The 26,985-nt window shown below is 70.6% G+C and carries 33 protein-coding genes; 14 read left to right on the plus strand and 19 right to left on the minus strand.

The window, feature by feature from the left end; all coding sequences use genetic code 11:
* Window positions 1-27: 27 nt before the first annotated feature.
* Window positions 28-801: an MIP/aquaporin family protein gene (locus ROT00_RS06545; RefSeq protein ID WP_404773307.1), complete on the minus strand. Its 774-nt coding sequence runs from the start codon at window positions 799-801 to the stop codon at window positions 28-30.
* Between the two features lie 235 nt (window positions 802-1,036).
* Here ROT00_RS06545 and dhaK point away from each other — a divergent pair, with 235 nt between their 5' ends.
* Genes dhaK through dhaM form a run of 3 tightly spaced genes read left to right on the plus strand, consistent with a single transcriptional unit; the run spans window position 1,037 to window position 3,416 of the window.
* Complete coding sequence (gene dhaK, locus ROT00_RS06550) at window positions 1,037-2,038, plus strand: dihydroxyacetone kinase subunit DhaK (RefSeq protein ID WP_404773308.1); 1,002 nt, start codon at window positions 1,037-1,039, stop codon at window positions 2,036-2,038.
* Between the two features lie 13 nt (window positions 2,039-2,051).
* Window positions 2,052-2,699: a dihydroxyacetone kinase subunit DhaL gene (dhaL, locus tag ROT00_RS06555; RefSeq protein ID WP_404773310.1), complete on the plus strand. Its 648-nt coding sequence runs from the start codon at window positions 2,052-2,054 to the stop codon at window positions 2,697-2,699.
* 3 nt (window positions 2,700-2,702) lie between these two features.
* Complete coding sequence (gene dhaM, locus ROT00_RS06560) at window positions 2,703-3,416, plus strand: dihydroxyacetone kinase phosphoryl donor subunit DhaM (protein WP_404773312.1); 714 nt, start codon at window positions 2,703-2,705, stop codon at window positions 3,414-3,416.
* Between the two features lie 43 nt (window positions 3,417-3,459).
* On the opposite strand, the gene ROT00_RS06565 is transcribed toward dhaM, so the two are convergent.
* Entirely contained in the window at window positions 3,460-4,221 is a 762-nt protein-coding gene (locus tag ROT00_RS06565) for an SDR family NAD(P)-dependent oxidoreductase (RefSeq protein WP_404773314.1), read from the minus strand.
* A 62-nt stretch (window positions 4,222-4,283) separates the two neighbouring features.
* Between ROT00_RS06565 and ROT00_RS06570 the strand changes: the two genes are divergently transcribed.
* Entirely contained in the window at window positions 4,284-4,625 is a 342-nt protein-coding gene (locus ROT00_RS06570; RefSeq protein WP_404773316.1) for a hypothetical protein, read from the plus strand.
* Window positions 4,626-4,664: 39 nt separating this feature from the next.
* On the opposite strand, the gene ROT00_RS06575 is transcribed toward ROT00_RS06570, so the two are convergent.
* Entirely contained in the window at window positions 4,665-5,186 is a 522-nt protein-coding gene (locus ROT00_RS06575; protein ID WP_404773318.1) for a DUF1990 family protein, read from the minus strand.
* A gap of 76 nt (window positions 5,187-5,262) precedes the next feature.
* Between ROT00_RS06575 and ROT00_RS06580 the strand changes: the two genes are divergently transcribed.
* Together ROT00_RS06580 and ROT00_RS06585 are read left to right on the plus strand one after the other, a co-directional pair.
* Window positions 5,263-5,775, plus strand: a complete 513-nt coding sequence (locus ROT00_RS06580) for a GNAT family N-acetyltransferase (RefSeq protein ID WP_404773319.1) — start codon at window positions 5,263-5,265, stop codon at window positions 5,773-5,775.
* Between the two features lie 4 nt (window positions 5,776-5,779).
* On the plus strand, window positions 5,780-6,262 hold the full coding sequence (locus ROT00_RS06585; protein ID WP_404773321.1) for a GNAT family N-acetyltransferase: 483 nt from the start codon (window positions 5,780-5,782) through the stop codon (window positions 6,260-6,262).
* Window positions 6,263-6,281: 19 nt separating this feature from the next.
* Here the strand turns inward: ROT00_RS06585 and ROT00_RS06590 are convergent, their stop codons facing one another.
* Window positions 6,282-6,506, minus strand: a complete 225-nt coding sequence (locus tag ROT00_RS06590; protein ID WP_404773322.1) for a histidine ammonia-lyase — start codon at window positions 6,504-6,506, stop codon at window positions 6,282-6,284.
* A gap of 197 nt (window positions 6,507-6,703) precedes the next feature.
* Between ROT00_RS06590 and ROT00_RS06595 the strand changes: the two genes are divergently transcribed.
* Complete coding sequence (locus tag ROT00_RS06595) at window positions 6,704-6,979, plus strand: hypothetical protein (protein ID WP_404773324.1); 276 nt, start codon at window positions 6,704-6,706, stop codon at window positions 6,977-6,979.
* Between the two features lie 16 nt (window positions 6,980-6,995).
* Here the strand turns inward: ROT00_RS06595 and ROT00_RS06600 are convergent, their stop codons facing one another.
* Both ROT00_RS06600 and ROT00_RS06605 read right to left on the minus strand, forming a co-directional pair.
* The gene (locus tag ROT00_RS06600; RefSeq protein WP_404773325.1) at window positions 6,996-7,337 is read right to left on the minus strand and encodes a hypothetical protein; all 342 of its coding nucleotides are present in this window, start codon (window positions 7,335-7,337) and stop codon (window positions 6,996-6,998) included.
* Window positions 7,334-7,522: a hypothetical protein gene (locus ROT00_RS06605; RefSeq protein WP_404773327.1), complete on the minus strand. Its 189-nt coding sequence runs from the start codon at window positions 7,520-7,522 to the stop codon at window positions 7,334-7,336. Before ROT00_RS06605 ends, ROT00_RS06600 begins: the two co-directional genes overlap by 4 nt.
* Window positions 7,523-7,619: 97 nt before the next feature.
* Here ROT00_RS06605 and ROT00_RS06610 point away from each other — a divergent pair, with 97 nt between their 5' ends.
* On the plus strand, window positions 7,620-8,135 hold the full coding sequence (locus ROT00_RS06610; protein WP_404773328.1) for a GNAT family N-acetyltransferase: 516 nt from the start codon (window positions 7,620-7,622) through the stop codon (window positions 8,133-8,135).
* A gap of 76 nt (window positions 8,136-8,211) precedes the next feature.
* Here the strand turns inward: ROT00_RS06610 and ROT00_RS06615 are convergent, their stop codons facing one another.
* The 3 genes from ROT00_RS06615 to ROT00_RS06625 form a co-directional block, all read right to left on the minus strand.
* The gene (locus ROT00_RS06615) at window positions 8,212-10,578 is read right to left on the minus strand and encodes an ATP-binding cassette domain-containing protein (protein ID WP_404773330.1); all 2,367 of its coding nucleotides are present in this window, start codon (window positions 10,576-10,578) and stop codon (window positions 8,212-8,214) included.
* 79 nt (window positions 10,579-10,657) lie between these two features.
* Window positions 10,658-11,065 (minus strand): VOC family protein, encoded by a 408-nt coding sequence (locus ROT00_RS06620; protein ID WP_404773331.1) that lies wholly within the window; start codon window positions 11,063-11,065, stop codon window positions 10,658-10,660.
* A gap of 5 nt (window positions 11,066-11,070) precedes the next feature.
* A complete protein-coding gene (locus tag ROT00_RS06625; RefSeq protein WP_404773332.1) occupies window positions 11,071-11,532 on the minus strand; it encodes a helix-turn-helix transcriptional regulator in 462 nt (153 codons plus the stop codon).
* A gap of 221 nt (window positions 11,533-11,753) precedes the next feature.
* On the opposite strand from ROT00_RS06625, the gene ROT00_RS06630 reads away from it, so the two are divergent.
* Window positions 11,754-12,356: an HdeD family acid-resistance protein gene (locus ROT00_RS06630; protein WP_404773333.1), complete on the plus strand. Its 603-nt coding sequence runs from the start codon at window positions 11,754-11,756 to the stop codon at window positions 12,354-12,356.
* Between the two features lie 79 nt (window positions 12,357-12,435).
* Here the strand turns inward: ROT00_RS06630 and ROT00_RS06635 are convergent, their stop codons facing one another.
* Window positions 12,436-13,203, minus strand: coding sequence for an SDR family oxidoreductase (locus tag ROT00_RS06635; RefSeq protein ID WP_404773334.1), 768 nt, complete (start codon window positions 13,201-13,203; stop codon window positions 12,436-12,438).
* Window positions 13,204-13,323: 120 nt separating this feature from the next.
* On the opposite strand from ROT00_RS06635, the gene ROT00_RS06640 reads away from it, so the two are divergent.
* From ROT00_RS06640 to ROT00_RS06655, 4 genes are all read left to right on the plus strand, one after another.
* A complete protein-coding gene (locus ROT00_RS06640; protein WP_404773336.1) occupies window positions 13,324-13,797 on the plus strand; it encodes an NfeD family protein in 474 nt (157 codons plus the stop codon).
* The gene (locus ROT00_RS06645; protein ID WP_404773338.1) at window positions 13,794-14,717 is read left to right on the plus strand and encodes an SPFH domain-containing protein; all 924 of its coding nucleotides are present in this window, start codon (window positions 13,794-13,796) and stop codon (window positions 14,715-14,717) included. The genes ROT00_RS06640 and ROT00_RS06645 overlap by 4 nt, the downstream gene beginning before the upstream one ends.
* Window positions 14,714-15,478: a glycerophosphodiester phosphodiesterase family protein gene (locus tag ROT00_RS06650; RefSeq protein WP_404773339.1), complete on the plus strand. Its 765-nt coding sequence runs from the start codon at window positions 14,714-14,716 to the stop codon at window positions 15,476-15,478. The genes ROT00_RS06645 and ROT00_RS06650 overlap by 4 nt, the downstream gene beginning before the upstream one ends.
* 85 nt (window positions 15,479-15,563) lie before the next feature.
* Entirely contained in the window at window positions 15,564-15,929 is a 366-nt protein-coding gene (locus ROT00_RS06655) for an RNA polymerase-binding protein RbpA (RefSeq protein ID WP_404773341.1), read from the plus strand.
* A 147-nt stretch (window positions 15,930-16,076) separates the two neighbouring features.
* Here ROT00_RS06655 and lnt read toward each other — a convergent pair whose 3' ends face one another.
* The 9 genes from lnt to ROT00_RS06700 all read right to left on the minus strand — a co-directional run bounded on the left by lnt (window position 16,077) and on the right by ROT00_RS06700 (window position 25,987).
* On the minus strand, window positions 16,077-17,600 hold the full coding sequence (gene lnt, locus ROT00_RS06660; protein ID WP_404773343.1) for an apolipoprotein N-acyltransferase: 1,524 nt from the start codon (window positions 17,598-17,600) through the stop codon (window positions 16,077-16,079).
* Window positions 17,601-17,659: 59 nt separating this feature from the next.
* On the minus strand, window positions 17,660-20,101 hold the full coding sequence (locus tag ROT00_RS06665; protein WP_404773345.1) for a DEAD/DEAH box helicase: 2,442 nt from the start codon (window positions 20,099-20,101) through the stop codon (window positions 17,660-17,662).
* A gap of 9 nt (window positions 20,102-20,110) precedes the next feature.
* On the minus strand, window positions 20,111-20,908 hold the full coding sequence (tatC, locus tag ROT00_RS06670; protein ID WP_404773347.1) for a twin-arginine translocase subunit TatC: 798 nt from the start codon (window positions 20,906-20,908) through the stop codon (window positions 20,111-20,113).
* Between the two features lie 6 nt (window positions 20,909-20,914).
* Window positions 20,915-21,145, minus strand: a complete 231-nt coding sequence (tatA, locus tag ROT00_RS06675; protein ID WP_404773349.1) for a twin-arginine translocase TatA/TatE family subunit — start codon at window positions 21,143-21,145, stop codon at window positions 20,915-20,917.
* A gap of 39 nt (window positions 21,146-21,184) precedes the next feature.
* Window positions 21,185-22,195, minus strand: coding sequence for a helix-turn-helix transcriptional regulator (locus ROT00_RS06680; RefSeq protein ID WP_404773350.1), 1,011 nt, complete (start codon window positions 22,193-22,195; stop codon window positions 21,185-21,187).
* Window positions 22,195-23,211, minus strand: coding sequence for a helix-turn-helix transcriptional regulator (locus tag ROT00_RS06685; protein WP_404773352.1), 1,017 nt, complete (start codon window positions 23,209-23,211; stop codon window positions 22,195-22,197). The genes ROT00_RS06680 and ROT00_RS06685 overlap by 1 nt, the downstream gene beginning before the upstream one ends.
* Window positions 23,212-23,257: 46 nt before the next feature.
* On the minus strand, window positions 23,258-24,211 hold the full coding sequence (locus tag ROT00_RS06690) for an FKBP-type peptidyl-prolyl cis-trans isomerase (RefSeq protein ID WP_404773354.1): 954 nt from the start codon (window positions 24,209-24,211) through the stop codon (window positions 23,258-23,260).
* Between the two features lie 61 nt (window positions 24,212-24,272).
* Window positions 24,273-25,283 (minus strand): tRNA (adenine-N1)-methyltransferase, encoded by a 1,011-nt coding sequence (locus ROT00_RS06695; RefSeq protein WP_404773356.1) that lies wholly within the window; start codon window positions 25,281-25,283, stop codon window positions 24,273-24,275.
* Complete coding sequence (locus ROT00_RS06700) at window positions 25,280-25,987, minus strand: HAD family hydrolase (RefSeq protein ID WP_404773358.1); 708 nt, start codon at window positions 25,985-25,987, stop codon at window positions 25,280-25,282. The genes ROT00_RS06695 and ROT00_RS06700 overlap by 4 nt, the downstream gene beginning before the upstream one ends.
* 77 nt (window positions 25,988-26,064) lie before the next feature.
* On the opposite strand from ROT00_RS06700, the gene ROT00_RS06705 reads away from it, so the two are divergent.
* Window positions 26,065-26,976 (plus strand): PAC2 family protein, encoded by a 912-nt coding sequence (locus tag ROT00_RS06705; RefSeq protein WP_404773360.1) that lies wholly within the window; start codon window positions 26,065-26,067, stop codon window positions 26,974-26,976.
* Window positions 26,977-26,985 lie beyond the last annotated feature (9 nt).

Genomic DNA, 26,985 nt, shown 5'->3' on the forward strand with positions numbered 1-26,985 from the left:
TCCTCCGAGAGGACGGCCCCGAGCGGTTCAGCCGAGGATCGGCAGGGCGAAGATCGCCGCCCAGCCGGCGAGGACGCCGCCGATGATCGGGCCGACGACGGGCACCCAGGAGTAGCCCCAGTCGCTCGAGCCCTTGCCCTTGATCGGCAGGATGGCGTGCGCGATGCGCGGCCCGAGGTCACGGGCCGGGTTGATCGCGTAGCCGGTCGGGCCACCGAGGGAGGCGCCGATACCGATCACGAGCAGCGCCACCGGGAGCGCGCCGAGGGCGGCGAGGCCGGATGCGTCGCCGTTGCGGCCGAAGCCGATGACGACGAACACCAGCACGAAGGTGCCGATGATCTCCGTCACGAGGTTCCAGCCGTAGGAACGGATCGCCGGACCGGTCGAGAACACGCCGAGCTTGTTCGCCGGCTCCGGCTCCTCGTCGAAGTGCTGCTTGTACGCGAGCCAGCAGAGCACGGCGCCGATGATGGCACCGATGAGCTGGGCGCCGATGTAGGTGATGATGCTCAGGAAGGTGACCGGCACGGTCGTGCCCATCGCCGCATTGCCGAACTCGGTCGCCCCGTTGGCGACGAGGCCGAGGGTCACCGCCGGGTTGATGTGCGCGCCCGAGGCGTAGGCGACGACGACACCGGCGAAGACCGCGAGGCCCCAGCCGATGTTGACCATGAGGAAGCCGCCGTTGAAGCCCTTCGTGCGCACGAGTGCGACGTTGGCGACGACGCCGGTGCCGAGCAGTACGAGCATCGCCGTGCCGACGAGCTCCGCGAGGAACAAGACCCCGAGATTGTCCACGTTGACTACCCATCCTTTCGCTGAGCCCGCGGGCCGCGCCCAAGGGCGGTGATAGTCCTCACCCTAGTCACAGAGCCGGGCGCTGCGGAAGAGCGCTCCCTCGGTCGCGTCACGGGCGATTCCGTTCCGCCCCCTTACCTGAACCACGCGCCGGGGCGTAGGTTGGCGGTACTGCCGTTGCGGCGTCGGTGCCCTCTGCGCGACGCCGCGCGGCCCTGCGGGGAAGGGATTTGCGGTGAAGAAGATCATCAACGACCCGAAGCGCGTGGTCGACGAGTCCGTGGCGGGCTTCGCGGCCGCCCACGCCGACCTGGTGCGAGTCGAATACGACCCGATCTTCGTCGTGCGAGCCGATGCGCCGGTCGCCGGCAAGGTCGGACTCGTGAGCGGCGGCGGCAGCGGTCATGAGCCGCTCCACGCGGGATACGTCGGCTACGGCATGCTCGATGCGGCCGTGCCGGGCGCCGTGTTCACCTCGCCGACGCCCGACCCGATCCTCGCGGCGACGAAGGCCGTCGACGGGGGCGCAGGGGTGCTCCACATCGTGAAGAACTACACGGGCGACGTGCTGAACTTCGAGACGGCCGCCGACCTCGCCGCGGCCGACGGCATCGAGGTGCGCGCCGTGGTGACGAACGACGACGTCGCGGTGAAGGACTCGCTGTACACCGCCGGTCGCCGTGGGGTCGCGGGCACGGTGCTCGTCGAGAAGATCGCGGGAGCCGCCGCCCAGCGCGGTGACTCGCTCGACGGCGTCGCTGCGGTCGCCGAGCGGGTGAACGCCAACGCCCGGTCGATGGGCCTCGCGCTCACGCCCTGCATCGTGCCGCACGCCGGCGAGCCGAGCTTCACACTCGCCGAGGACGAGATCGAGATCGGCATCGGCATCCACGGCGAACCCGGACGCGAGCGCATCAAGCTCGAGCCGGCCGATCGGCTCGTCGATCGCCTCCTCGGCCCGATCATCGAAGACCTGCCGTACGCCTCGGGCGACCGGGTGCTGCTCTTCGTGAACGGCATGGGCGGCACGCCGCAGGTGGAGCTCTACCTCGCCTACCGTCGCGCGGCGGAGGCGCTCGCCGAGCACGGCATCGAGGTCGTGCGCTCGCTCGTCGGCAACTACATCACGTCGCTCGAGATGCAGGGCATGTCCATCACCCTGCTGAAGCTGGACGACGAGATGATCGAACTGTGGGATGCGCCCGTGCAGACGGCCGCGCTCCGCTGGGGCCGGTAGGGAGGGGCTGGGCGTGGGGCTGGACATCACCTGGGCCGTCGACTGGGTGCGCAGAAGCGCGGAGACCGTCGCGGACAATCGCATCAGACTCATCACCCTCGACCGCGAGATCGGTGACGGCGATCACGGCGAGAACCTCGATCGCGGGTTCCAGGCCGTGCTGCCGAAGCTCGACGACCTGGCGGCGGGATCGACGCCGGGCGACGTGCTGAAACTCGTCGCGACGACGCTGATCTCGACCGTCGGCGGCGCGGCCGGACCGCTCTACGGCACCGCCTACCTGAAGGGGGCGATGGCGGCCGGCTCTGCGACCTCGCTCGACGGCCCCGCCATCGCCGCGGTGCTCACCGCCGCGCGCGACGGCATCGTCGCGCGCGGCAAGGCGGAGTCGGGCGACAAGACGATGGTGGACGCGTGGACGCCCGCCGTCGAGGCGGCGGATGCCGCGGCCGAGGCGGGCGCCGACGCGCGCACCGTGCTCGAGGCCGCGGCGAGCGCCGCCGAGGCCGGTGCGGTGGCGACCGAGCCGCTCGTGGCCCGCAAGGGGCGGGCGAGCTATCTCGGCGAGCGTTCCGCCGGGCATCGCGATCCCGGGGCCGAGTCGTCGGCGCTGCTGCTGCGTGCTGCCGCGGACGCCGCGGAAGCGGCGGCGGGGGACTGAGGGGTGGCGGCCGAAGGACGGGTGGGCCTCGTCTTCGTCTCCCACTCCGCGAAGATCGCAGAGGGGCTCGTCGAGCTCGCGGGGCAGATGGCGCCGGATGCCGCGTTGATCGCTGCGGGCGGGACCGACGACGGTCGGATCGGCACGAGTTTCGATCGGGTGAGCGCCGCGATCGACGAGGCGGATGCCGGTCGCGGGGTCGTCGTGCTGTGCGACCTCGGTTCGGCCATCCTCACCGCCGAGACGGCGCTCGACTTCCTCGACGAGGAGCAGCGCGACCGGGTGCGGATCGTCGATGCTCCGCTCGTGGAGGGCGGGGTCGCCGCAGCGGTCGCGGCCCAGGCGGGCGACGACCTCGAGGCGGTCGTCGCGGCGGCGCGGAGCGCGTCCGGGGTCGACGAGGCCCCTGGGCCGGCATCCGGTTCGCCGGTCGCCGATGCGCACCCTTCGGCCGGCGGGGGCGGTCCGCAGCGGACGGTGCGGCTCATCAACGCGGACGGGCTGCACGCCCGACCCGCGGCGGAGCTCGTGAAGCTCGCGAGCACGTTCGCGCAGCCGGTGACGGTGAACGGCACCAATGCGAAGAGTCTCCTCGCCATCATGGCGATGGGTCTGACGAAAGGGGCCGAGGTCGTGATCGCGAGCGCGGATCCCGAGGGCGGGCCCGCGGTGGATGCGCTTGCGGAGCTCGTCGAATCGGGCTTCGGAGAGGCGTGACGCCTGGTCTTCCGGATGCCTGAACGAGCGCGCGATCGTCGGATCAGTTGCCGCCGCTGATGCGGATGTCGGCGCCCGTCGTGTAGCTCGCGTCCTCGGAGAGGAGGTAGACGACGGCGCCGGCGATCTCGTGCGGTTCGCCGGCTCGCCCCATCGGGATCGACGCGGCGCGCTCCTCGGGCGCGTTCGGCCGGCCGGCATCCGCGTGGATCTCGGTGCGCGTCGTACCCGGAGAGACGGTGTTCACGCGGACGCCGGCGCGCGCGAACTCCTTCGCGGTGCCGAGCGTGAGGACGTTGAGCGCGGCTTTACTCATCGAGTACGGGACGTAGCGATTGGGGGAGCCGCTCGTCGCAGCGCCGGAGGAGATGTTCACGATCGAGCCGCCGCGGCCGCCGAGCTCGGTCGACATGTGCCGGATCGCGTCGCGGGTGAGCACCATCGGCGCGAGCACGTTGACGCGGAAGACGAGTTCGCTCTCCTCGATCGGGGCGTCGAGGAATCCGCCGATCCGCCCGGTGATACCCGCGTTGTTGACGAGCCCCGTCACCGTGCCGAAGTGCGCGATCGCGGTCGGGAGGACCTCCGCGGCCGCGTCGAGGTGGGCGAGATCGACGCGGAGGAGTTCGACGTGGGCACCGCGTGCGCGGAGGCGCTCGGCGAGCGCGATCGCCTCGTCGTCCCGGTTCCGGTAGGTGAGGAGGAGCGAGTGCCCGCTGCCGGCGAGGCGTTCGGCGATGGCCGCGCCGATGCCGCGGGTGCCGCCGGTGATGATGGTCGCTGAGCTCGGAACTACGGAGGTCATGCGTCCAGCCTAGGCAGCGGCTCGGGGTGGCGGCGCCGCTCGCGGGGGCGTAGCATCCGCCCATGGCACGCGAAACGGCGAGCCGCCCAGTCGACGGCAACGCTTTCACCAGGTTCTTCGATCGAGTGGATTCCGCACTCGAGCCGATCTTCGGCGCCCCGCCCATGACCGGCGGCGTGGAGCAGGCCGACGCGGCCGAGCTCCGTGCGCGACCGTGCCCGGTCTGCGGGCACGCGGTCTTCGAGCACTCCTTCGAGGACATCTCCGGGAACATCGTGATGACGTGTCCGACCACGGACCGGCTTCCCGAGCGATCGACGTCCGGGCCGCTGAACGAACTCGGTATGCCGGCGCAGGGGCGCCGGCTCGACCGGTACGAGCAGCGGTCAGCGGCGGATCACTGAGCGCGCAGCGGCGGATCGCTGAGCCGCGGTTCGGGGTGCTCAGCGGAGCGAACGGAGATACCGCCAGCGGGTGACGCGCTGGGCGATCCGAAGGAGCGGGTAGGCCCGTCGCCAGGGTCCGCTGCGCGCTGCGCGCGAGCGCGAGCGGATGGTGAGGACGATCCCGTCCGGTGCGCGTTCGAGGAGGAAGGCCTCGTCGCCGTCGAGCGGATGCCCCGGCCTCGTCTCGTAGACGAAGCCGACCATGTCGGGCCGGTCGACGACGGCGATCACCTGGACCGGTTCCTCGACGGTCCACCCGAATGCGCCCGCGCGGATCGAGAGCGACTCTCCCGCACTCGCCCGCGCGCCGTCGGGCACGCGGAAACCGCTGCGCGTCTTCACCCGCCACCGGAGCAGGTCCACCGCGGCGCGGTGCCAGAGCGCGTCGCCGTCGCCGATACGGCGGGAGACCTCGCTCACGTCGAAGCCGGCGCGGGCGTGCGCGCCGTCGAGGAGGCAGGTGGCCGGGCGAGGAGCCGCATCCTGCGCGCGGGCGGTCGGGGAACGGCGGCGATGCACCAAAAGCTCCACGCTTCTCCGTTTCACGTCGCGCCCGGGGAGGGGCGATGTCAGCGGTCCATGGTCGAATACTCGCATGACCGAGGTGCGACTCCAACGCTGGAACGATGATGATCTTGCGACGCTGCAGCGCAGCAACACCGTCGAGATGACCGCGTATCTCGGCGGGCCGGAGACGCCGGAGGCGCTCGTTCGCCGCCACGAGAAGTACCTGGGGGAGTGGCGGACGGGAACCGCGCGAGTGTTCCGCATCGTGGTCGATGGGCATCCGGAGGGCGTCGGGTCGATCGGCTACTGGCCGCACGAGCATCACGGCGAGGCCGCGGTCGAGACGGGCTGGGCCGTCGAAAGCGCATACCAGGGGCAGGGCATCGCGACGGCGGCGCTGCGCGCACTCGTCGCGGAGGTGCGCCGTCACGACACGAGCGTGTCGATCTACGCCTATCCGCGAGTCGTGAACGAGGCATCCAATGCGATCTGCCGAAAGGCCGGATTCGCGCTGCTCGGCACGGAGGCGTTCGAGTACCCGGTCGGCAACGTCGAGGAGTCCGGCGTCTGGGTGCTCCGCGCTGACTCGGTGTCAGGATAGGCGCATGGGAGCGGTGACACTGCGGGCGATGACGCCCGAGGAGTACGAGGAGTGGCAGACGGGTGTCGCCGAGGAGTACGCGGCCGAGCAGATCGCGAGCGGTGCCTGGGCTGCGGATGGCGCGATCGAGCGCGCCCGCGGCGAGAACGACGCTCTCCTCCCCGACGGCGTGGCGACACCGCGGATGCTGCTCCTGCTCGGGCTCGACGACGACGGTGAGCCGGTCGGCCGGGCATGGGTCGGGCTCGATCACCCGCGCGGGGCGGCGGGGGTCGCGTTCCTCTATGCCTTCGAGATCGTCGAGGAACGGCGCGGCTCCGGCCTCGGTCGGGCATTGCTCTCCGCCGTCGAGCAGGCGACGCTGGCGGCCGGGGTCGAAGCGCTCGAGCTCAATGTGTTCGGCAGCAACGCGCCCGCGATCGGGCTGTACTCCTCGAGCGGGTACACGGTGACGACGCAGCAGATGCGGAAACCGCTGGGGGAGTGACGATCGGTCACGACGAGAATCACGCGCTCGGGGCCGAGGAGCTCCCGAGCGTATGAAGCCGACCGGTCGACGGGTCGACCCAGTTGCCGGACCCGGTGAGCTGATGCCAGCGCTTGTGGAAGGCGAGATCGGTGTCGTCGGCTTCGACGACGGTCGCACCGCACAGATCGCAGATGCGCAGAATGACGATGTCGCCGTTCGGGGTCGTCAGGGAAACCGAGCCCGTCGGAAATGCCACGCCCATCGTGTTCCTCCTCGCGTTGCGACCGCGTGCATCGCGGTCAGCTTCCAGGCTGGTCCTCAGCGTAGGTGAGGCGAGCACGGCACGGGGTAAGGGGCGAGCGGTTCCCCGTGCCTTCGAAACCTATTCGGACATAATGTGCATTATCGGCGCATGATTACCCCGTCCGACGGCGGCCCGACAGGCGTTACATTCATCGAATGGCAGCGCTGCGAATCACCGGCTGGGACGTCGTGCATCTCGACCGACTGACGTTCATGTGGGTGCAGTTGGTTCGCTTCGCGGTCGACACGTCGAAGTCGGACCGCGAGCTACTCGAGCTGCTGATCTCGAGCCCTGGCTACGGACATGACTACGCCTCTCCGTTTCACGGCGAGGCAATGGTCGATCTGCCGGTCATTCACGGTCGTTGGTACGCCGGGGCGATTCACCCCGGCCGATTCTCCGAGACGAGCGCAGTCGCGAGCGACGACTGATGCAGAGCATGCGCGCTCAGCTGTCGATGTGGATGGCTCCGCCGAGTTCGGCCCACGTGTGCAGGAACTCGCTCGTGAGCGCATAGCCGAGCTGCTCGGTCCCGTCGGAGATGAAGCTGATTCGCAGTACGAGCTCGATGCCGTCGCCTCCTCTTGGAGGCTGCAGGACGGTCGCCGCTTGAACGGCATCTCCGAGCACCTGGTCTAGTCGGCGTTGCCGTTCGCGCCAATCTGCGCCTGGGATGCGCGCCTGGTCGACGAGATGGTGCGCCCGTGCGTCGAATCCCAGTTCCCGCGCGCGTTCGACGCTCTCGAAGAAGTAGCTCGCCGAGACGAGCAGATGCCCGGGCTCGCTCAATGCGGCCCGAGCGCTTCACCGGCGGTGTGCGCGGCCGCGAGAGCGTCGCTGTGCGTGCGCTCCCCCGTGATCGTCGCATCCTGCTCTCCAGGCCGGCCGCGAGTACGACGCGAGCGGAGCGCGAGCAGTGCAGTTCCCGCTGCGAGCAGTGCGATGAAGCCGCCGAGCCATGCGATGAGTTCCATGCCGCTCCCCCGTTCCGTGTGCCAGATCCTACTCAGATTTGTTCCGTTCTGGTAGTAATTTCTCCGATTCGGTCGATGACCGCGATAGCGTCGGAGGATGAGCTGCACCGTACGTCTCGCTTCGGCGTCTGACTTCGCCGCGACCGAGGAGATCGAACGCGACGCGGATCGTTTGTTCATCGACCGATTCCACGCGAGCGACTGGCCCCCGGAGACCTCCGCTGAAGCGCGTGCCGCAGCTCCCGGGTTCACGCTCGTGGCCGAGTCGAGTGACCTAACGGGCGAGTCGCCGCCGATCGTCGGCTTCGCGCACGTCCTCGAGATCGAGGGACAGGCGCATCTCGAGCAGCTCTCGGTGCGTCCCGACTGCGGGCGCCGCGGGATCGGCGGGCTGCTCCTCGACGCGGCGGTCGCGGAGGCGGCGTCGCGCGGCCATCGAGCGCTGACGCTCCGCACCTACGCCGACGTGCCCTGGAACGGCCCGTTCTATGCGAAGCACGGTTTCATCGAGGCCGAGCCGGCATCCGACTTCGAGCGCCGTCTTCCTCCCATCGAAGCAGCGCTGGGTCTCGACGCGTACGGGCGCCGCATCCAGATGACGCGCAGGCTCTGACAGCTGACGCGCAGGCTCTGACGGCGGGACGAAGTCGGCCTTCGCTCGCTGGAGTCCGGGGTCGCGACGCCGACGCCTACGCCCCGACGTACTCGGCCAGATGCTGCCCGGTCAGCGTCGACTTGGATGCGACGAGCTCGGCCGGTGTGCCCTCGAACACCACGAGTCCGCCATCGTGTCCGGCCCCGGGACCGAGATCGATGATCCAGTCGGCGTGAGCCATCACCGCCTGATGGTGTTCGATGACGACGACCGACTTGCCCGAGTCGACGAGCCGGTCGAGGAGCCCGAGCAGGTTCTCCACATCGGCCAGGTGCAGACCGGTGGTCGGCTCGTCGAGCACGTAGATGTCGCCCGTCTCCCCCATCGCGATCGCAAGCTTGATGCGCTGACGCTCGCCGCCGGAGAGTGTCGACAGCGGCTGCCCGAGCGTCAGGTACCCGAGCCCGACATCGGCGAGGCGGCCGAGGATCGCGACGGCCGCCGGGATCTTCGCCTCCCCGCTCGCGAAGAACTCGCGCGCCTGCGCCACCGGCAGATCGAGGACCTCGGTGATGTCGAGTCCGCCGAGCTTGTACTCCAGCACCCCGGCCTGGAACCGCTTGCCTCCGCAGTCCTCGCACGGGGTCTCGATGGTGTCCATGAACCCGAGCTCGGTGACGATCACGCCGGAGCCCTTGCAGCTCGGGCACGCGCCCTCGGAGTTCGCGCTGAAGAGCGCGGGCTTCACGCCGTTGGCCTTCGCGAACGCCTTGCGGATGGGTTCGAGCAATCCCGTGTAGGTCGCCGGGTTGCTGCGGCGCGAGCCCTTGATGGCGCCCTGATCGATCGAGACGACTCCCGGGCGCTTCGCGACCGAGCCGTGGATGAGCGAGCTCTTTCCGGAGCCGGCGACCCCGGTCACGACGGTGAGCACGCCGAGCGGGATGTCGACGTCGACGTCGCGGAGATTGTGCTCGTTCGCGCCCCGGATCTCGATCGCCCCATCGGACGTGCGGACCTCCGGCTTGATCGTCGCGCGATCGTCGAGGTGCCGTCCCGTGAGCGTGCCGCTCCGCTTCAAGCCGTCGACGTCGCCCTCGAAGCAGATCTCGCCGCCGTTGCTGCCCGCGCCCGGGCCGAGGTCGACGACGTGGTCGGCGATCGCGATGGTCTCGGGCTTGTGCTCCACGACGAGCACGGTGTTGCCCTTGTCACGGAGCCGCTCGAGCAGGCCGTTCATGCGCTGGATGTCATGCGGGTGCAGGCCGATGGTCGGCTCGTCGAAGACGTACGTCACGTCGGTGAGCGAGGAGCCGAGGTGCCGGAGCATCTTGATGCGCTGCGCCTCGCCGCCGGAGAGCGTGCCCGATGGGCGTTCGAGGCTCAGATAGCCGAGGCCGAGGGTGACGAATGCGTCGAGGTTGGCGCTCAGCGCGCCGAGCAGCGGGCCCGCCTCGGGCAGTTCCAGGCCGCGCACCCACTCGGCGAGGTCGGTGACCTGCATCCGGCACGCGTCGGCGATGCTGATTCCTGCGATCTTCGAGGACCTCGCCCCCTCGGTGAGGCGGGTGCCGTCGCACTCCGGGCAGACGGCGAAGGACGCGACGCGCTCGACGAACGCGCGGATGTGGGGCTGGAGCGCATCGAGGTCCTTCGAGAGCATCGCCTTCGTGATCTTCGGGATGAGGCCCTCGTAGGTCATGTTGATGCCGCTGATCTTGACCTTCGTCACCTCGCCGTAGAGGAAGAGGTGCCGCTGCTTCTCGGTGAACTGCGCGATCGGCTTGTCGGCCGGGTAGAACCCCGACTCGGAGAAGCCCTTCACCATCCAGCCGTCGGCCGTGTACCCCGGCACCATGATCGCGCCCTCGTTGAGCGACTTGGTCTCGTCGACGATCTGCGAGAGGTCGAGGTCGGACACCTGCCCCCGGCCCTCGCACCGCGGGCACATGCCGCCGAGGTAGATGGCGTCCTTCACGATCTTCTTCTCGCCGCCGGGCCCGGTCATCACCCCGCTCGCCCGCTGCGTCGGGATGTTGAACGAGAACGCCGTGGGGCCGCCGATGTACGGCCGGCCCAGCTTGCTGAAGAGGATGCGCAGCATCGCGTTGGCGTCGGTGACGGTGCCGACGGTCGAGCGCGGGTTCGCGCCGAGCCGCTCCTGGTCGACGATGATCGCGGTGGTGAGCCCTTCGAGGACATCGACGTCGGGTCGCGGCACCGAGGGCATGAAGCCCTGCACGAATGCGCTGTAGGTCTCGTCGATCATGCGCCGGGATTCGGCCGCGATGGTGTCGAAGACGAGCGAGCTCTTGCCCGATCCCGAGACGCCGGTGAAGACCGTGAGCCTCCGCTTCGGCAGCTCGACGCTCACGTCCTTCAGATTGTTCTCGCGGGCGCCGCGGACGCGGATGCGCTCGTGCTGGTCGGCGGCGTGCTCGGTCGTGGCGGCGTCGGTCATGCGTGCTCCATCACTCGGCGGGTCGGCTTTGGCTACTGATCGTAGGGCGTGAGGTCTGGGGTCGGATCGGCTGCGTCGTTCAGCTCGGCTGCTGGATGCGGACCATGTTGCCCGCGGGGTCGCGGAAGGCGCAGTCGCGGACGCCGTACGGCTGGTCGATGGGCTCCTGGGCGACCTCGGCCCCGCTCGCCTGCACTCGGTCGAACGCCGCGTCGACATCGGCGGCGGCGAGGACGATGCTCGCGAACGTGCCCTTCGCCATCATCTCGGCGATGGTGCGCTGCTCCTCCTCCGTGATGCCGGGGTCGGCGTTCGGCGGGTAGAGCACGACCGAGTTGCTCTGCTCGGGCGCGCCGAGGGTCAGCCAGCGCATGCCGTCGTAGCCGACGTCGTTGCGGAGCTCGAGGCCGAGCACATCACGGTAGAAGGCGAGGGATGCCTCGGCATCCGTGTGCGGAAGGAAGGTGTACTGAATCGAGATGTCCATGGTCGTCACGCTAGCCGCTGCGGATTCGGGCGCGCTTCTCGATTCCTGATCGGTCTCGTGGCGCGCTTCGCGAGGACCGACGGCACCCCCTCGAGCGGCCCGGACACCTGCGCGCGGAAGGCGCTCGGCGACACCCCGACCAGCTCGGTGAAGCGGGTGCTGAACGTGCCGAGCGATGAGCAGCCGACCTCGAAGCACACCTCGGTGACGCTGAGATCTCCGCGGCGCAGCAGCGCCATCGCCCGCTCGATCCGCCGGGTCATGAGGTAGCTGTAGACGGACTCGCCGTACGCCGCCTTGAACTCGCGGCTGAGATGGCCGGCCGACATGCTCGCCCCGCGGGCGAGCTCGTCGACGTTCAACGGCAGCGCGTACTCGCGGTCGATGCGGTCGCGGACCCGGCGCAGACGCGCGAGATCGGCGAGCCGCTGCTGCGCGCGCTCCGACTCCCCCGACTGCTCGGTCACTCGTCTCCCGTCGACGTCGTGGGGCGGTCGAGCCCCGGTCGACCACTCCCCTGCACGTGAAGCGACGCTAGCGTAGTCCGCCGACACCGGCACCTGCCCGGCCCGGACTACCGCGCGTCGCGCGGGGTCGCATCGCGACGCGCGGCTTCACATCCGACACTCAGCTTCCAGGGAGGCCTAGCCTGGCCCCGTATCTCCCAGTCGTGAGAAAGGAACTGCTCATGTCAACGCCCCAGTCGGACGGCGTCTTCGCCTCGTTCTCGCTCGATGCGAAGGACCTGACGAAGTCCGCCATCAACACGGTGCGCGCCACCCTGGGCATCTCCGGTGCCGTCGCGCTCATCTTCGGTCTGCTGATCACCTTCTGGCCGAAGAACTCCGCCGTCGTGATCACGATCCTGTTCGGGATCTACTTCATCATCGCGGGCCTCGCCTACCTCGGCCTCGGCATCTTCTCCAAGGGGATCTCGGGCGGAGCCAGGGCGCTCGACATCATCCTCGGCGTCCTCTTCGTCATCGGCGGCGTGATCGTGCTCGCGAACCCCAGCGAGTCCGCCGTGATCCTCGGGCTGTTCCTCGGCCTCTTCGTCGGCATCCTGTGGATCGTCGAGGGCATCGTCGCGCTCGTGCAGTCGGGCGACTCCGGCTCGAAGGGCTGGGCGATCTTCTTCGGCATCCTGAGCGTCGTGGCCGGCATCGTGCTGCTGTTCTCGCCGCTCTGGGGCGCCGTGGTGCTGTTCATCTTCGCGGGCGTCGCGCTCATCGTGCTCGGCATCGTGCAGATCGTGCGCGCGTTCACCTTCGGCAAGGGCGTCACCGCCTGATCCGAGCAGGGACGTCGACGGCCGGGCGCGAAACCCTCGCTGCCGCCACCGGCCGTTTCGTCGTGGCCTGGGCCGCCCGTCAGGCTTCGGGGGCGAAGCCCGAGACGTCGCCGACGAGGCGGGTGTGCTCGGCCGGGATCGGGTCGAGCACGGCCTGCGCGACCTCCGCGGCGAACTCGGAGACGTTGTAGAGGCGGCCGGCGTCCTCGCGGCGGGCGGCGATCGCCCCCGGGTTCGCGCGCTCGAGCAGCGTCGCGGTGATGGTGCCTTCGATCATGTCGCCGGAGACGACGACGAACTCGATGCCCGCGGCGTCGAACTCGGGCAGCTTCGCGCGGAGCGCGTCCTCGCCGGCGCGCTTCGACAGCGCGACCGGCTCGTACTCGGGCATGGTCGGCGTGGTGCGGATGAAGTGCGCCTGGTGGCTCGTGACGAACACGATGCGCGCGCCGTCGGCGAGGAACGGCAGGGCCTGCTCGACGACGTTCAGCTGGGCGTCGCGGTTCAGCCGCATGGCGTAGTCCTCGCCCATGCCGCTCTCCATGCCGCCGGAGGCGTTCAGCACGAGGATGTCGACGCGGCCGAGCTCCTCGACCGTGCGCTCGAACATCGCGGCGACGGAGGCGGCGTCGGTGAGGTCGGCGCCGACGGCGATGGCACGGCCGCCGGCCTCCACGATCTCGGCGACGACCTTGTCGGCGCGCGGCGCCTTGCTGCGGTAGTTCACGACGACCGCGGCGCCGGCGGCGGCGAGGTACCGCACCGTGTCGGCGCCGATGCCCCGGGACGAACCGGTCACGAGCGCGACCTTGCCGTCGAGCGAAGCGGGGGCGAGCGGGCTGGTCACTGGCGGACTCCTCGGGGGTCGATACGGGCGGCCGAACGGACGCCGAACCCGAGGATATCAATCCCCGTATGCCGGAGCCGGGCTGCTAGTTTCGAATGGGGCGTTCGAAGGAGAAGGAAAGTGGATGTACTGACCCAGTACGCCTGGATCGCGTGGATCGTGCTGATCCTCGCGTTCGCGACCATCGAGGTCTTCACCCTCGAGATGACGTTCCTGATGCTCGCGCTCGGCAGCGTCGCCGGCCTGGTCTCCGGCGCCTTCGGCATCCCCTGGTGGGTCCAGTTCCTGGTCGCGGCGATCGTCGCCGTCGTCCTCATCTTCACACTGAGGCCGCCGCTCCTCCGCAGGCTCAGACGCGGTGGCGACCCGGCCAGGAGCAACATCGACGCGCTCATCGGCGCCGACGGCGCGGTCGTGAGCACCGTGACCCAGAACGGCGGACAGGTCCGCCTGCAGAACGGTGAGACCTGGACGGCCAGGCTCTCCCCCATCACCGAACAGCGCGATGTCGCGGTCGGCGAGAAGGTTCTCGTCACCGGCATCGATGGCGCGACGGCCGTCGTCGTGCCGGTAGAGAGGAGCGCCGCGTCGTGATCGACGTCCCCACCATCATCGTCACGATCGTCGTGGCGGCGATCGCGATCTTCGTGATCGTCGTCATCGCCCGATCGATCCGGATCATTCCCCAGGCCTACGCGGGCGTCGTCGAGCGACTGGGCAGGTACCACAAGACGCTCACGCCCGGGCTGAATGTGCTCGTGCCGTTCATCGACCGGCTGCGCCCGCTCGTCGACATGCGCGAGCAGGTCGTCTCGTTCCCGCCGCAGCCGGTGATCACCGAGGACAACCTCGTCGTCTCGATCGACACGGTCGTCTACTTCCAGGTGACGGACGCGCGTGCGGCGACCTACGAGATCGCGAACTACCTCGGCGCCGTCGAGCAGCTCACGACGACCACCCTCCGGAACGTGGTCGGCGGGCTGAACCTCGAAGAGGCGCTCACGAGCCGCGACAACATCAACGGTCAGCTGCGCATCGTGCTCGACGAGGCGACCGGCAAGTGGGGCATCCGCGTGTCCCGCGTCGAGCTGAAGGCCATCGACCCGCCCGTGTCGATCCAGGACTCGATGGAGAAGCAGATGCGTGCCGAGCGGGACCGTCGCGCGGCGATCCTCACCGCCGAGGGCACGAAGCAGTCCGCGATCCTCGAGGCGGAGGGCCGTCGGCAGGCCGAGATCCTGAGCGCCGAGGGCGATGCGAAGGCCGCCGTGCTCCGTGCGCAGGGCGAGGCCGAGGCGATCCAGACGGTGTTCCGGGCGATCCACGAGGGCGACCCCGATCCGAAGCTCCTCGCCTACCAGTACCTCCAGACGCTGCCGCAGCTCGCGCAGGGCCAGGCGAACAAGCTCTGGATCGTCCCGAGCGAGCTCACCGAGGCGTTGAAGGGCATCGGCAAGGCGTTCACCCCCGGCGGGGCGCCCGGCGCGCGTTCGGAGGGACAGCCTCCGCAGTGAGCGACGACGTCACGACGGCGTACTTCGAGGGCGGGATTCCGCGTGTGCTGGCGCACCGCGGGCTCGCCCTCGAGGCTCCCGAGAACACGCTGCTCGCCTTCGCGAAAGCCGTCGCGATCGGCGTCACCCACGTCGAGACCGATGTGCACGTCTCGCACGACGGCATCGCGGTGATCGCCCACGACCCGACGCTCGAGCGCGTCGCCGGCCGCCCGGTGCGCGTCGAGCAGCTGACGATGCCGGAACTCCGGCGCGTCGAGCTCGGCGACGGGCAGGGGTTCGCGAGCCTCGCCGAGGCGCTCGACGGCTTCGGCGAGACCCGGTTCAACATCGACGTGAAGACCGAGGGCGCCCTCGAGCCGACGATCGAGGCGGTGCGCCGCACTCGTTCCGCCGACCGGGTGCTCCTCACGAGCTTCTCGGAGGCCCGTCGTCGCCGCCTCGCCGCCGCCCTTCCCGGCGTCGCCACGTCCGCGGGCGGCTCCGGTGTGCTCGCAGCGCGCTCGGCGGCGCTCAGCGGCAGCCGGCCCCTCCTCGTCCGGGCGCTCCGCGGCGCGCACGCGCTGCAGATCCCGGAGCGGGCGAACGGCATCCGGCTCGTCACTCCGCGCTTCCTCCGCGCCCTGCACGACGTCGGGGCCGAGATGCACGTCTGGACGGTGAACGATCCGATCGACATGCGTCGGCTCCTCGCCCTCGGCGTCGACGGCATCGTGACCGATCGGGCGGACATCGCGCTCGAGCTCCTCGCCGAACACTGAGAATTCCCCGACAATTGCACGGCCGCTGGCAAGGGAACGCCCAGCTTGATCGTTTAGAACTGTAAGCGATCGAGAGGAGCCCACCATGGCCGACCGGAGCCTTCGAGGCATGCGAATCGGTTCGCAGAGTCTGCAGAGCGAAGACGGTGTGGTGTTCGCCGACCGCGCCGAGTACACCTACCGCTGCGAGACCTGCGAGCGCGAGACCGTGATGGTCTTCTCCACCGAAGCCGAGCTCCCCGAGACGTGGGAGTGCCGCTTCTGCGGTGCCGAGGCCACGCTGCTCGTGGACTCGAAGCCTGTCGAGGTCGACCGCTCCGGCGAGAAGGTCGCCCGCACCCACTGGGACATGCTGCTCGAGCGCCGCACCATCCCCGAACTCGAGGAGCTGCTCGCCGAGCGTCTCAGCTACCTGCGCGCACGTCGCGGGCAGCAGAAGATCGGCGCCTGAGCGCCGACTCCCGCGAACCACGGAACGCCCCGCCTCGAGCGGGGCGTTCGTCGTCTCCGCAGCAGATCGGGGTGACGACGGGGCGGATGCCTCAGCTCCGCCGAGCGGATGCTTCAGGCCCGCGGATGCTTTAGGCCCGCGGATGCTTCAGCTCCGCCGACGCCGGGCGGCGATCCCCGCGGCGACGAGCCCCGCGAACGCCAGCAGGCCGATCGAGCCGGGAACCCACGGGCCGAGGAAGACGGCGGGCGTGAGCCCCGTCCGCAACTCGACGTCCGTCAGCATCGCGCCGGGCACATCCGCCTCGAGCCCGTCGATCGTGCGTCCCGAGGGGTTCATGACCTGGCTCGTGCCGACCGTCGACAGGTTCACCACCGAACGCCCCGTCTCGATGGCCCGGAGCCTCGCGATCGCGAGCTGCTGCAGGTTCTCGTCGGTCCCGCGGAAGTCGGCGTTGTTCGTCTGGAGGAGGTACACCTCCGCACCGTCGCGCGCGCCCTCCCAGATCAGTCCGTCGTAGATCACGTCGAAGCAGATCGCGAGCCCGGCGAGCGTGCCGTCGAGATCGAAGACCGGCGGATTGGTGCCCGGCGAATAGCCTCGCTGCACGAGCGAGATCAGATCCGGCGCGAAGAGCATGTAGAAGTCGCGATCGGGGATGTACTCGCCGAACGGCACCGGGTTGCGCTTGTCGTAGAACGCCGTCGCGCCCTCCCCCGCCCGCCAGAGCATCGAGGTGTTGAAGTACTTCTCGTCGCGGTAGCTCACGGCGTTCATGATGAACGGGGCGTCGATCTCCTCGGCGATCCGGTCCAGCGCGGCGGCCGCGGACGGGTTGCCGAGCGGATCGAGGTCGACCGAGCCCTCGGGCCAGAGCAGCACGTCCACGTCCTCGGCGTCGAGGATCGGCTCCGTCGCTTCCAGCTGACTGCGGAAGACCTCGCCGGGCTCGCGCTCGTCGAAGTAGCCGGCGGGGCCGTTGCCCTGCGCGCTCGCGACGCGCAGCTCGCCGTTCGGCGTCGTGGGCCAGGCCGGCAGCAGGAGTGCGACGACGAGCGTCGCGGCGACGGGCAGCGCGCCCCGCCAATCGGCCCAGGCTCGGGCGCGGACCCACTCGATCGCGGCCGCGACGAGGAAGACCATCACGAAGCCGAGCCCGGTCGAGCCGCCCCAGGAGACGAGCTCCGCGAACGGGCTCTCCGACTGGCTGAGCGCGGCCCGTGCCCAGGGGAAGCCGCCGTAGGGCACCGAGCCGACGACGTTCTCCCGCAGCACCCAGAGGCCGGCCACGAGCGCGGGGAGCGCGACGAGCCGTCCGAACCGGCCGGGGGCGGCTCGGGGCATCCACCGGTACGCCAGGGCGATCGCGAGCGCACCGACGGCGACGAACACCGCCTCGAAGAGGGAGAGGGCGAGCCACGGGATGGGCCCGAGGTAGCGGCCCGTCCAGGACACGTCGACGAGGTAGAAGGTGGCGCCGAAGACGTAGCCCATGAGCAGCGCCCCGCCGATGCTCCGCCCGATGAGCGTCAGCAGGGCGAGGGCGATGCCGGCGAACGCGAGGGGCCAGATGCTCGCCCCCGGGAAGCCGAGGTCGTAGACGAAGGCGGCGCCGACGGCGACGGGAAGCGCGGCCCACCAGGGCAGGAGCGGACGGGGGCGGTCGGGCACGAGGGAGATCCTAGGCGCTGGAAGCTGTGGGTCGGCCGCGTCCGCGGGAGCGGAGCGGGTCACGACACGACCGTGTCGATCACGACGCCGCGCCGCACCCCGTCGATGGCGTCGCGGGCGCGGACGGCGAGCGCGGAGTCGGCCACGATCGAGATCTGGTCGAGCAGGTCGATCACCTGCTTCGTCAGCCGCACGAAGTCTCCGGCGGCGAGCTCGATGTCCTCCAGGACGACGCCGAGCGGCACACCCCGAGCCCAGGCGTGCATCGCCTGCGCGAGCGCGGGAGACGGCTGCTCAGGGCCGTTCAGGCGATGATCCCGCTCGAGGTCGTCGAGCTCGGACCACACGTCGCTCGTCCGCGCGAAGGCCTCGCGGAATCCGCCGCGCGGAAGCCGGTACTCGACGCCGCGATCGTCGCGCCGGGGCTCGTAGACGAGCGCCGCCGCCATCGCGGCGAGGCCCGGGGCGTCGAGCTCCGTCCAGAGGCCCCGACGGAGGCACTCGGCCACGAGGAGGTCGCGTTCGCCGTAGATGCGCTTCAGGATGCGTCCGTCCGGCGTCGAGACGAGAGCCCCGTGCCGGTCGCGCTCGAGGTAGCCGAGGCGTTCGAGCACCTCCGTCACCCGGTCGAAGCGCTTCGCGACCTGCCCGGTGCGGGTACGGATCTGCGACTGCAGCTGGTCGTGCTCCTTGCGCAGCCGCCACCAGCGCTCCGCCCAGCGGGCGTGCGCCTCGCGCTCCGCGCAGCCATGGCAGGGGTGCGCGCGGAGCGCCTTCCGCAGGCCGGTGATCTCGCGCTGCATCCGCTCGCGCTGCGCGTGGGTCGGATTGCCCTTCGCCTGCGAGCGCTCGAGCTCGGCGATCTTCCGGCGGATGCCCGCGTACTCGGCGAAGTCGCCGAGATGGCAGCGCATGGCCTGCTCGTAGCCGGAGAGCGACTCCTCCTGCTTGCGCAGGGTCCGCGCCAGATCGACGACCGCCCGGTCGGCCTGGAACTGCGCGAAGGAGAGCTCGAGGATCTGCCGGGTCCGCTCGCGACCGAACTGGTCGATGAGGTTCACCGCCATGTTGTACGTCGGCTTGAAGCTCGAGTTCATCGGGTAGCTGCGACGCGAGGCGAGCGCCGCGACCGCCTCGGGGTCGAGGCCCTCGACCCACTGGATCACGGAGTGGCCCTCGACGTCGATCCCCCGGCGCCCGGCGCGGCCGGTGAGCTGGGTGTACTCCCCCGGCGTGATCGGGACCCGGGCCTCGCCGTTGAACTTCTCGAGCTTCTCGAGCACGACCGAACGGGCGGGCATGTTGACCCCGAGGGCGAGCGTCTCCGTGGCGAAGACGACCTTCAGCAGCTTCTGCTGGAAGAGCTCCTCGACGATCTCCTTGAACGCCGGCAGCATGCCCGCGTGGTGGGCCGCGACGCCGCGCTGCAGCCCCTCGAGCCACTCCCAGTAGCCGAGGACCGCGAGATCCTCGTCGCGGAAGGTGCGCACGCGCGCCTCGACGATCTTGCGGATCTCGTCCCGCTCGTGCGCCTCGGTGAGTCGGAGGCCGCTCCGCAGCAGCTGGCGGACGGCCTGATCGCAGCCGGCACGGGAGAAGATGAACACGATCGCCGGCAGCAGGTGCTTCTGCTGCAGCATCGCGACGAGCTCCGGGCGGTCCATCCGTCCGCTCCCCTGGCCGCCCTGCTGGCCGCGATGGTAGCGGCCCCGGTCGCTCCCCCGCTGCCCGCGCTGCGAGCGCCCGCCGAGGGACCGTCCGCTCGCCCGGGCGAGCTGCTTCAACTCCGGATTCACGCGGTGGGTCGCCGCCTGACCGGAGGAATCGAAGAGATCGAGGAGCTTCTGCCGGACGAGGACGTGCTGCTCGAGCGGCACCGGTCGTTCCTCCGACACGATGACGTCGGTGTCGCCGCGCACGGCCTGGAGCCAGTCGCCGAACTCCTCGGCGTTCGAGACGGTCGCGCTCAGCGAGACGAGCCGCACCGCCTCGGGGAGGTGGATGATGACCTCTTCCCAGACGGCCCCGCGGAAGCGGTCGGCGAGGTAGTGGACCTCGTCCATCACCACGTACGCGAGCCGGTCGAGGAGGGGCGAGTCGGCGTACAGCATGTTGCGGAGCACCTCGGTCGTCATCACGACGATGCGCGCGCTCGAGTTCACGTTCGTGTCGCCTGTCAGCAGTCCGACCTGGTCGGCACCCCAGGCGTCGACGAACTCCTGGTACTTCTGGTTCGACAGCGCCTTGATCGGGGTCGTGTAGAAGACCTTGTCGCCGGACTCCTGCATCGCGAGGAACACGGCGAACTCCGCGACGATCGTCTTGCCCGCGCCGGTGGGCGCGGCGACGAGCACGCTGCGACCCTCGTCGAGCGCCCCGCAGGCGGCGCGCTGGAACGGATCGAGGTCGAATCGGATCGTCGCCTGGAACTCCGCGATCCGTGGCTGCCTGCGTTGCTGCCGCGAGAGCGCGTACCGCTCCGACGGGGAGGGGTTCGTCACCAGTCCAGCCTAGACAGCCGCTCCGAACTCGGCGGCATTCCGCTTCGCGACACGGCGATCGTGGAGGAATGAGAGGAACCAGGCGACGAAGTAGAGGAGGATCATCGGGATCGCGAGGAGGAACATCGACACGACGTCGGCCGACGGGGTCGCGATCGCCGTGAACAGGATGATCACGAGGATGGCGACGCGCCACGCCTTGAGGATCGCCGCCGCACTGAAGATGCCCGCGTAGTTCAGCAGCACGATGAAGACCGGCACGACGAAGGCCACGCCGATCGCGAGCACGAGCTTCAGGACGAAGTCGACGTACTCCTTCGCCGTGAGCCACGCCGGCGAGCTGTCGGGCACGAAGCTCGTCATGACCTTCACGATGTTCGGCAGCACGAACCAGCCGGCGGCGCAGCCGAGCAGGAAGAGCGGGATGGCCGATGCGAAGAACGCCAGCGTGAACTTGCGCTCGCGGGTGTTCAGCCCGGGGACGAGGAACGCGAAGATCTGGTAGAGCCAGACCGGGCTCGAGAGCACGATGCCGATCGTGAACGCGATCTGCAGGCGCAGGTCGAACGCGCTGCCGATCGTCGGGAACACGATCTCCGCCTGCTTGCCGGTCGCCTCGGCGACCCGGTCCACCGGCTCCTGGATCGCATCCCACACGAAGAGGTCGGTGAGAACCCAGCCGCCGATCGCGCCGACGACGATCGCGATGGCCGAGATGAACAGCCGCTTGCGAAGCTCGATCAGGTGCGCGCCGAGAGACATCCGCTTCTCGCGGTTCTTCTCACCGCGCTCTCTCACCGCGGTCACGCGAGATCAGCCGTTCTTGCCGGAGTCTGCGCTTCCGGCCTTGGACTGCTCCTCGGAGGACTTCGCCGTGCCGTCGCCGGCCTCGTCGCCGGTCTGGTCGGAGCGCACCTCGCTCTTCAGGATCTTCATCGACTGGCCGAGGCTGCGGGCGAGGGCGGGCAGCTTGGGCGCGCCGAAGAGCAGCAGGATGACCACCAGGATGATCAGCGCGTGCCAGCCGGTGAAACCTTGAAACATGGGTGCTCGTCCAATGTTCGGAAACTCGTGGTGAACAGTCTAGCCGGTCGGCCCCGCGGGCGAGTCGCCACTCGGGACGTCCGGTCCGTCGTAGCCGGCGAGTCCGGCGCGGGCCCACTCGGCGACCGCGGCGCGCGCCTCCGGCGGCGCCACGACGGTGACCAGTCCCGGGAGCCCCGCGATGAGACGCTTCAGGCCGTGGTAGTGCGCGACCCGGAGGGTCACCCGCAGCCGGTCGCCCGCCGGCTCGCTGCTCGAGTCGGCCAGGTAGTCGGCGAGGAGCGGCAGGGTGTCCTCCGCCACATCGACCACGACGTCGAGATCGTTCTCCGAGCCGTGGAAGAGCGTGTCGGGCAGCTCGCGTCCGCTGTGGTCGTCGATCGGGAGCTCGCTCACGAGCAGCCCCGTCATCCGGTCGATGCGGAAGTTCCGCATGTCCTCGCGCCCGTGGTCGTAGGCCTGCAGGTACCAGTCGGCGCCGAGCGAGGCGATCCGGAGGGGGTCGACCCGGCGCCGCGCGCGCTCCCCGAGGGCGTTGCGGTAGTCGAACTCGAGCTGGCGGCCCGCGGCCACCGCCTCTCGGATCCGGGCGAGGGAGGCATCCGCCTCCGACTCCGCGACGGCGAGCTGCGTGGGGGCGCCGGTCGTGCCGAGCCGGAGCTTCTCGAGGAGCGCTGCGAGCCGGACGCTGCCGGCGTTCTCCGGCGACGCCGAGAGGTATTGGAGGCCGGCGATGAGCGCGCTCGCCTCCCGGGCGGAGAGGCGCGGGGCGTCGTCGATCGCGACGTGGTGCACGATGACGATCACGTCGTCGTCCTCGAAGGAGTCCCAGTCGATGTCGAACAGGTCGTTCGGCTGGTAGGTGCCCGTCTCGCCCGGCAGCCCGGAGGTGGCGATCAGGCGCACGGCGTCGCGGATCTCGGCCTCGCTGAGCCCGAAGTACTCCGCGGCCTCCGAGACGTCGACGACGCGACGCTCGAGCAGGTACGGCACGAACGAGAGGAGGAAGACGAGCTTGTCGGACGCTCGCAGCGGTTTCCGTGCGACCATCAGGCGTCCGCTCCCCCGTCGTGCGCCTCGGCGACGATCGCGAGCCTCGCGCGGACCGCGTCGCGGAGCGTCGCCGGTGCGAGCACGCGGACCTCGGGCCCGTAGGCGGCGAGCTCGTCGGCGAGGATCTCGGCATCGGTGTAGTGCAGGCTGATCACGCCCTGGTCGTCGTCCCGGAGGGCGGCGCGCTTGCCGAGCCTGACCTCGGCGTCGCTGCCGGCGCTCACCGCGAGATCCGCGGTGTGCTGGAGCCGGAGCGCCTCGAGCTCGCCGAGGATCCGGTCCTGCACATCGGCGGGCGGCGCGTCGAAGGCGACGCCGGGCAGCACCTCGACGGGGCCGACGATGCGTGAGAGCAGGTAGGTGCGCAGGCCCGCGGCATCGCGGTCGCGCCCGTGCAGGTGCCAGCGCCCCTCGTGCAGCACGACGGCGTACGGCTCCACCCGGCGGAGCCTCGGGGCCGGCTCCCCCGGCTTGAAGTAGCGGAACGACACCGCCTGCCGGCGGTCGAGGGCCTGCCGCAGCGGTTCGAACGCGGCATCCCGGACCCGGAGGCGCGGGGCGTAGCCGATCACCGGCTCGCGCGGCTCGATGCCGAGCGCGCGGAGCTTCGTGAGCGCGCGCTGCGAGTCGGACGAGAGGGATGCCTCGCGCCACACCTCGGCGGCCAGGCCGAGCAGCGCGAGCTCGTCGGGAGTGAACGTGACCTCGTCGGGCAGGTCGTAGCGGCCCTTCGGGATGCGGTAGCGCAGGGACTGGTTGTCGCCCGGGCGGTCGGGCGACTCGATCGTCTCGAGCGGGATGCCGAGCTCCCGGACCTCGTCCTTGTCGCGTTCGAACTGCCGCTCGAGACTGGCGTTCGCCCCCGCGGGGTCGTAGCGCTCGGCGTAACCGCGCACGGTCGACAGGATCTCCGACTTCAGCAGCCCGGTCTCGGTCGCGAGCAGCGCGAGCACGAGGCTGAAGAGGCGGTCCTCGACCTGGATGCGGGGCGTTCCCCGAGACTTCTCCGCCACAGCAGCGATCATACTGAACCGGCGGCGGCGCGCCGGCGCGCGCGGCTCAGACGACGCCCAGGATGTCGATGACGAAGAACTGGGCGGACTGCGACGGCGCCTGGCTGCTCGTCGAGATCGCCTCGGCGGGCGGGACGATCACGCCGATCTGCGAGCCGACCTTCGCGCCGATCAACGCGGAGACCGCGCCGATGGGCAGGGTCGACGTCTTCGTCACGTCGCTCGTCGCGAGCACCGCGCTCGGCTGCCCGGCCTCCCAGGTCGAGCCCGGCAGCACCGAGTTGTCGTCCCAGTTCACGCCGGTGACCTGCACGATCACGGTGTCGCCCTCCGCGACGGCCGGGCCGTTTCCGGCCTTCAGCGTCTCGGCCTGCGAGTGCTCCTTCGCATCGGCGGGCGGATCCGTCTTCGGGACGGTGATGCCGGGCGTGCCGTCGGGAGCGAGCACGACGGCCGGGAAGCCGTCGCGGGTGAGCTGCGGGGCGCCCGTGGCCTTCGTCGGGAAGGCGCGGAGCACGTCGAGCACGATGATCGCGCCGTTCTCCGGGTCGGCGCCGGGAGTCGCCTCGCCGGTGCCGAACGCGTCGAAGTCGGCCGCGGCGATGAGCACGCGCGAGCCCTCGCGCGCGCAGCTCAGGCCCTTGTCGAGGGCCAGATTCGACTGGGTGGTGCCGCGGACCAGCGGCGTGCCGCCGGCGCCCTCGTAGCCGGCGCCGCCGACGCGCTCGCCCGTGCCGCCGTCGTACACCACGAAGGCCGCCTCGACGAGCTGGCCGTCGGCGATGCGGTCGCCCTCGCCCTCCGTCAGCACCTCGCACTGCGTCTTCGTCGGGGTCAGCGGCGTGGGGAACTCGACCTTCGGCTCGGAGCCGAGCTCGCCGGTGACGGTGACCGCCTCGGTCGAGGCGCCCGGGCTCGCGAGCGGCGCGGGGCCGGTCGAGCAGGCGGTGAGGGCGACGACGACGACGCCGGTGGCGATGAGCGCGAGAGACGAGCGCACGGATCCTCGATTCTGGGGCACGGTCACGGATTCCGCCGGCGAGGCGGTGAGCGTTGAAAGCCTACCCGGCATCGCCGGGGGCCTCGTCGATGGGGGCGCGGGCGTGGCCGGCCGCGGTGTCGGCGGCGCGGACGCGCTTGCGGAGCGCCTTGTCGCTGACGGTCCGCTCGCCGAGGGCGCCAGGGGTCCAGGCCTCCACGTCCTCGTCGCTGAACTCGGTCTTCGAGGGGCGGCGCTTGAGCTCGGGCAGGATCGTGTCGGGGGCGAGCCGGCGGGCGGTGATCAGGAAGCCGGTGTGGGCGATCATCCGGTGGTCCGGACGGACCGCGAGGCCCTGCACGTGCCAGCCGCGCACCATGGTCTCGTTCGCGTCGGGGTCGGTGTACTCCCCCGTGGCCCGGATGGCCTCGGCGACCCGGGAGAGCTGAGTGACGGTGGCCACGTAGCAGAGCACGACACCGCCGGGCTTCAGGGCCCGCGACACCGCGCCGATGCACTCCCACGGCGCGAGCATGTCGAGCACCACGCGGTCCACCGAGCCGTCGGCGACCGTCTCGGGCAGGGCTTCGGCGAGGTCGCCGAGCGTGATCGACCAGTTCTCCGGATCGCGGCCGTGGAAGGTCGCGACGTTTCCGCGGGCCACGTCGGCGAACTCGTCGCGGCGCTCGAAGGAGTGCAGCCGGCCCTCCGGTCCGATCGCACGCAGCAGCCAGAGGGACAGCGCCCCGGATCCGACGCCCGCCTCGACCACGGTGGCGCCGGGGAACACGTCGGCCTGCGCGAGGATCTGCGCGGCGTCCTTCGGGTAGACGATGGCCGCGCCCCGCGGCATCGACATGACGAAGTCGCTCAGGAGCGGCCGGAGCGCAAGGTACTCCACGCCGACCTCGTTCGCGACGACCGAGCCGTCGGGCAGGCCGATGACGGCGTCGTGGGCGATGCCGCCCTTGTGCGAGTGGAAGACCTTGCCGGGCTCCAGGGTGATGGTGTGCATCCGGCCCTTCGGGCCGGTGAGCTGCACGCGGTCGCCGACCCGGAAGGGTCCGCTCCGCTCTCCGCGGCTCTCGTTCACGCGCTGGCCTCCTCGGACCGATCGGCGTCGGGGCGCGCGGCCAGGTGGGCGCTCGCAGCCTCGAACAGGTGCAGGCTCGAGCGCTCCGCGAGCGTCGGCCAGAGGACGTGGGCGTCGCTCTCGTCGAGCGAGGCGATGTGCGGGATGCCGACGGCGAACGCGCCGGACGCGACCGCGGAGGCGACGCCCGGAGGCGAGTCCTCCAAGGCGATGCACGCGGCGATGTCGACGCCGAGCGCCTCGGCGGCGCGGAGGTAAGGCTCGGGGTGGGGCTTCGGGTGGTCGACCATGTCGCCGGCGACGAGGACGTCGAACGCCTCGAACCCGGTGGCCGCCACGATGTCCTCGGCCATGGAGCGGAGCGACATCGTCACGAGGGCGGTGGGGACGCCGGCGTCGCGGATGTCGCGGAGGAGCTCGCGGGCCCCGGGGCGCCACGGCGCCCCGTCGGTGACGATCTGCTCCCGCACGCGCCCCGTCAGGTGCTGCACGATCTCGTCGGCGGTGAGCTCCACCCCCGCGCGCTGGAACACGGCGGCCGAGTCCCAGAGGCCGGCGCCGACGAGCTGCAGCCCGTCCTCATCGGTCCAGACGCCGCCGAACGAGCGGACGAGCTCGGCCTCGGCGCGGAGCCAGTAGGGTTCGGTGTCGACGAGCGTGCCGTCCATATCCCAGAGGACGGCGGCGGGAAGGCGAGTGGTCACAACGGGCAAGTCTACGGGCAGCGCCTATTGTGGAATCGAACCCGGATCGTCCGGGGCATGGAAGCGGGGCGACGCCAGTGGACCATCCGGTCGGATTCGAAGGCGGGCGACTCCTCGTCGTGGCGTTCGAGGGCTGGAACGACGCCGGTGAGGCCGCGACCGGGGCCGCGAAGCTCCTCGTCGGCCGGCTGGGGCTCGTCGAGCGCGCCGCGGTCGACCCGGAGCTGTACTTCGACTTCCAATTCTCGCGCCCGTCGATCGTCGCGGGCGACGACGGCGTCCGCCGCATCGAGTGGCCGGGGGCCGCCCTGCTCGGCCCGGGCGGAGAGCCCGACGCGGAGAGCGCCGATGAGCCCGTGAGCGGGCCCGGCGCCGAGCACCTGCACGTGCTCCTCGGGGCCGAGCCGGCGCGCAGCTGGAAGGCGTTCACCGCGGAGCTCGTGGACGCCGCCCTCGCGGCCGACATCGACGGCATCGTGCTGCTCGGTGCGATGCTCGCCGACGCGCCGCACACCCGCCCCCTCGCGGTCTTCGCGTCGAGCGAGAACCCCGAGGTGCGCGCCTCGCTCGGCGTCGAGCGCTCGAGCTACGAGGGCCCCGTCGGCATCCTCAGCGTGATCGCCGACCAGGCGGAGCGGGCCGGCATCCCGACGGTCTCGCTCTGGGCCTCGGTCCCCCACTACGTGCACAACGCCCCGTCGCCGAAGGCGGTGCTGGCCCTGCTCGGCAAGCTCGAGGAGCTGACCGGCCTGTCGATCCCCCGCGGCTCGCTCGAAGCCGAGTCGAAGGCCTGGGAGGCTGGGGTCGACGCGCTCGCGGCCGACGACGACGAGATGGCCGCCTACATCGCCCAGCTCGAGGAGGCGCGCGACGCGGTCGACGCTCCCGAGGCGAGCGGGGAGGCCATCGCGAAGGAGTTCGAGCGCTACCTGCGCCGTCGCGGCGACGGTCCGGCCGGCGACGAGCCCTGGCGGCCGCGCGAGGGCTGAGCGCTCCCC

Source organism: Agromyces mediolanus (assembly GCF_044917495.1).
GTDB classification, from domain to species: Bacteria; Actinomycetota; Actinomycetes; order Actinomycetales; family Microbacteriaceae; genus Agromyces; species Agromyces mediolanus_B.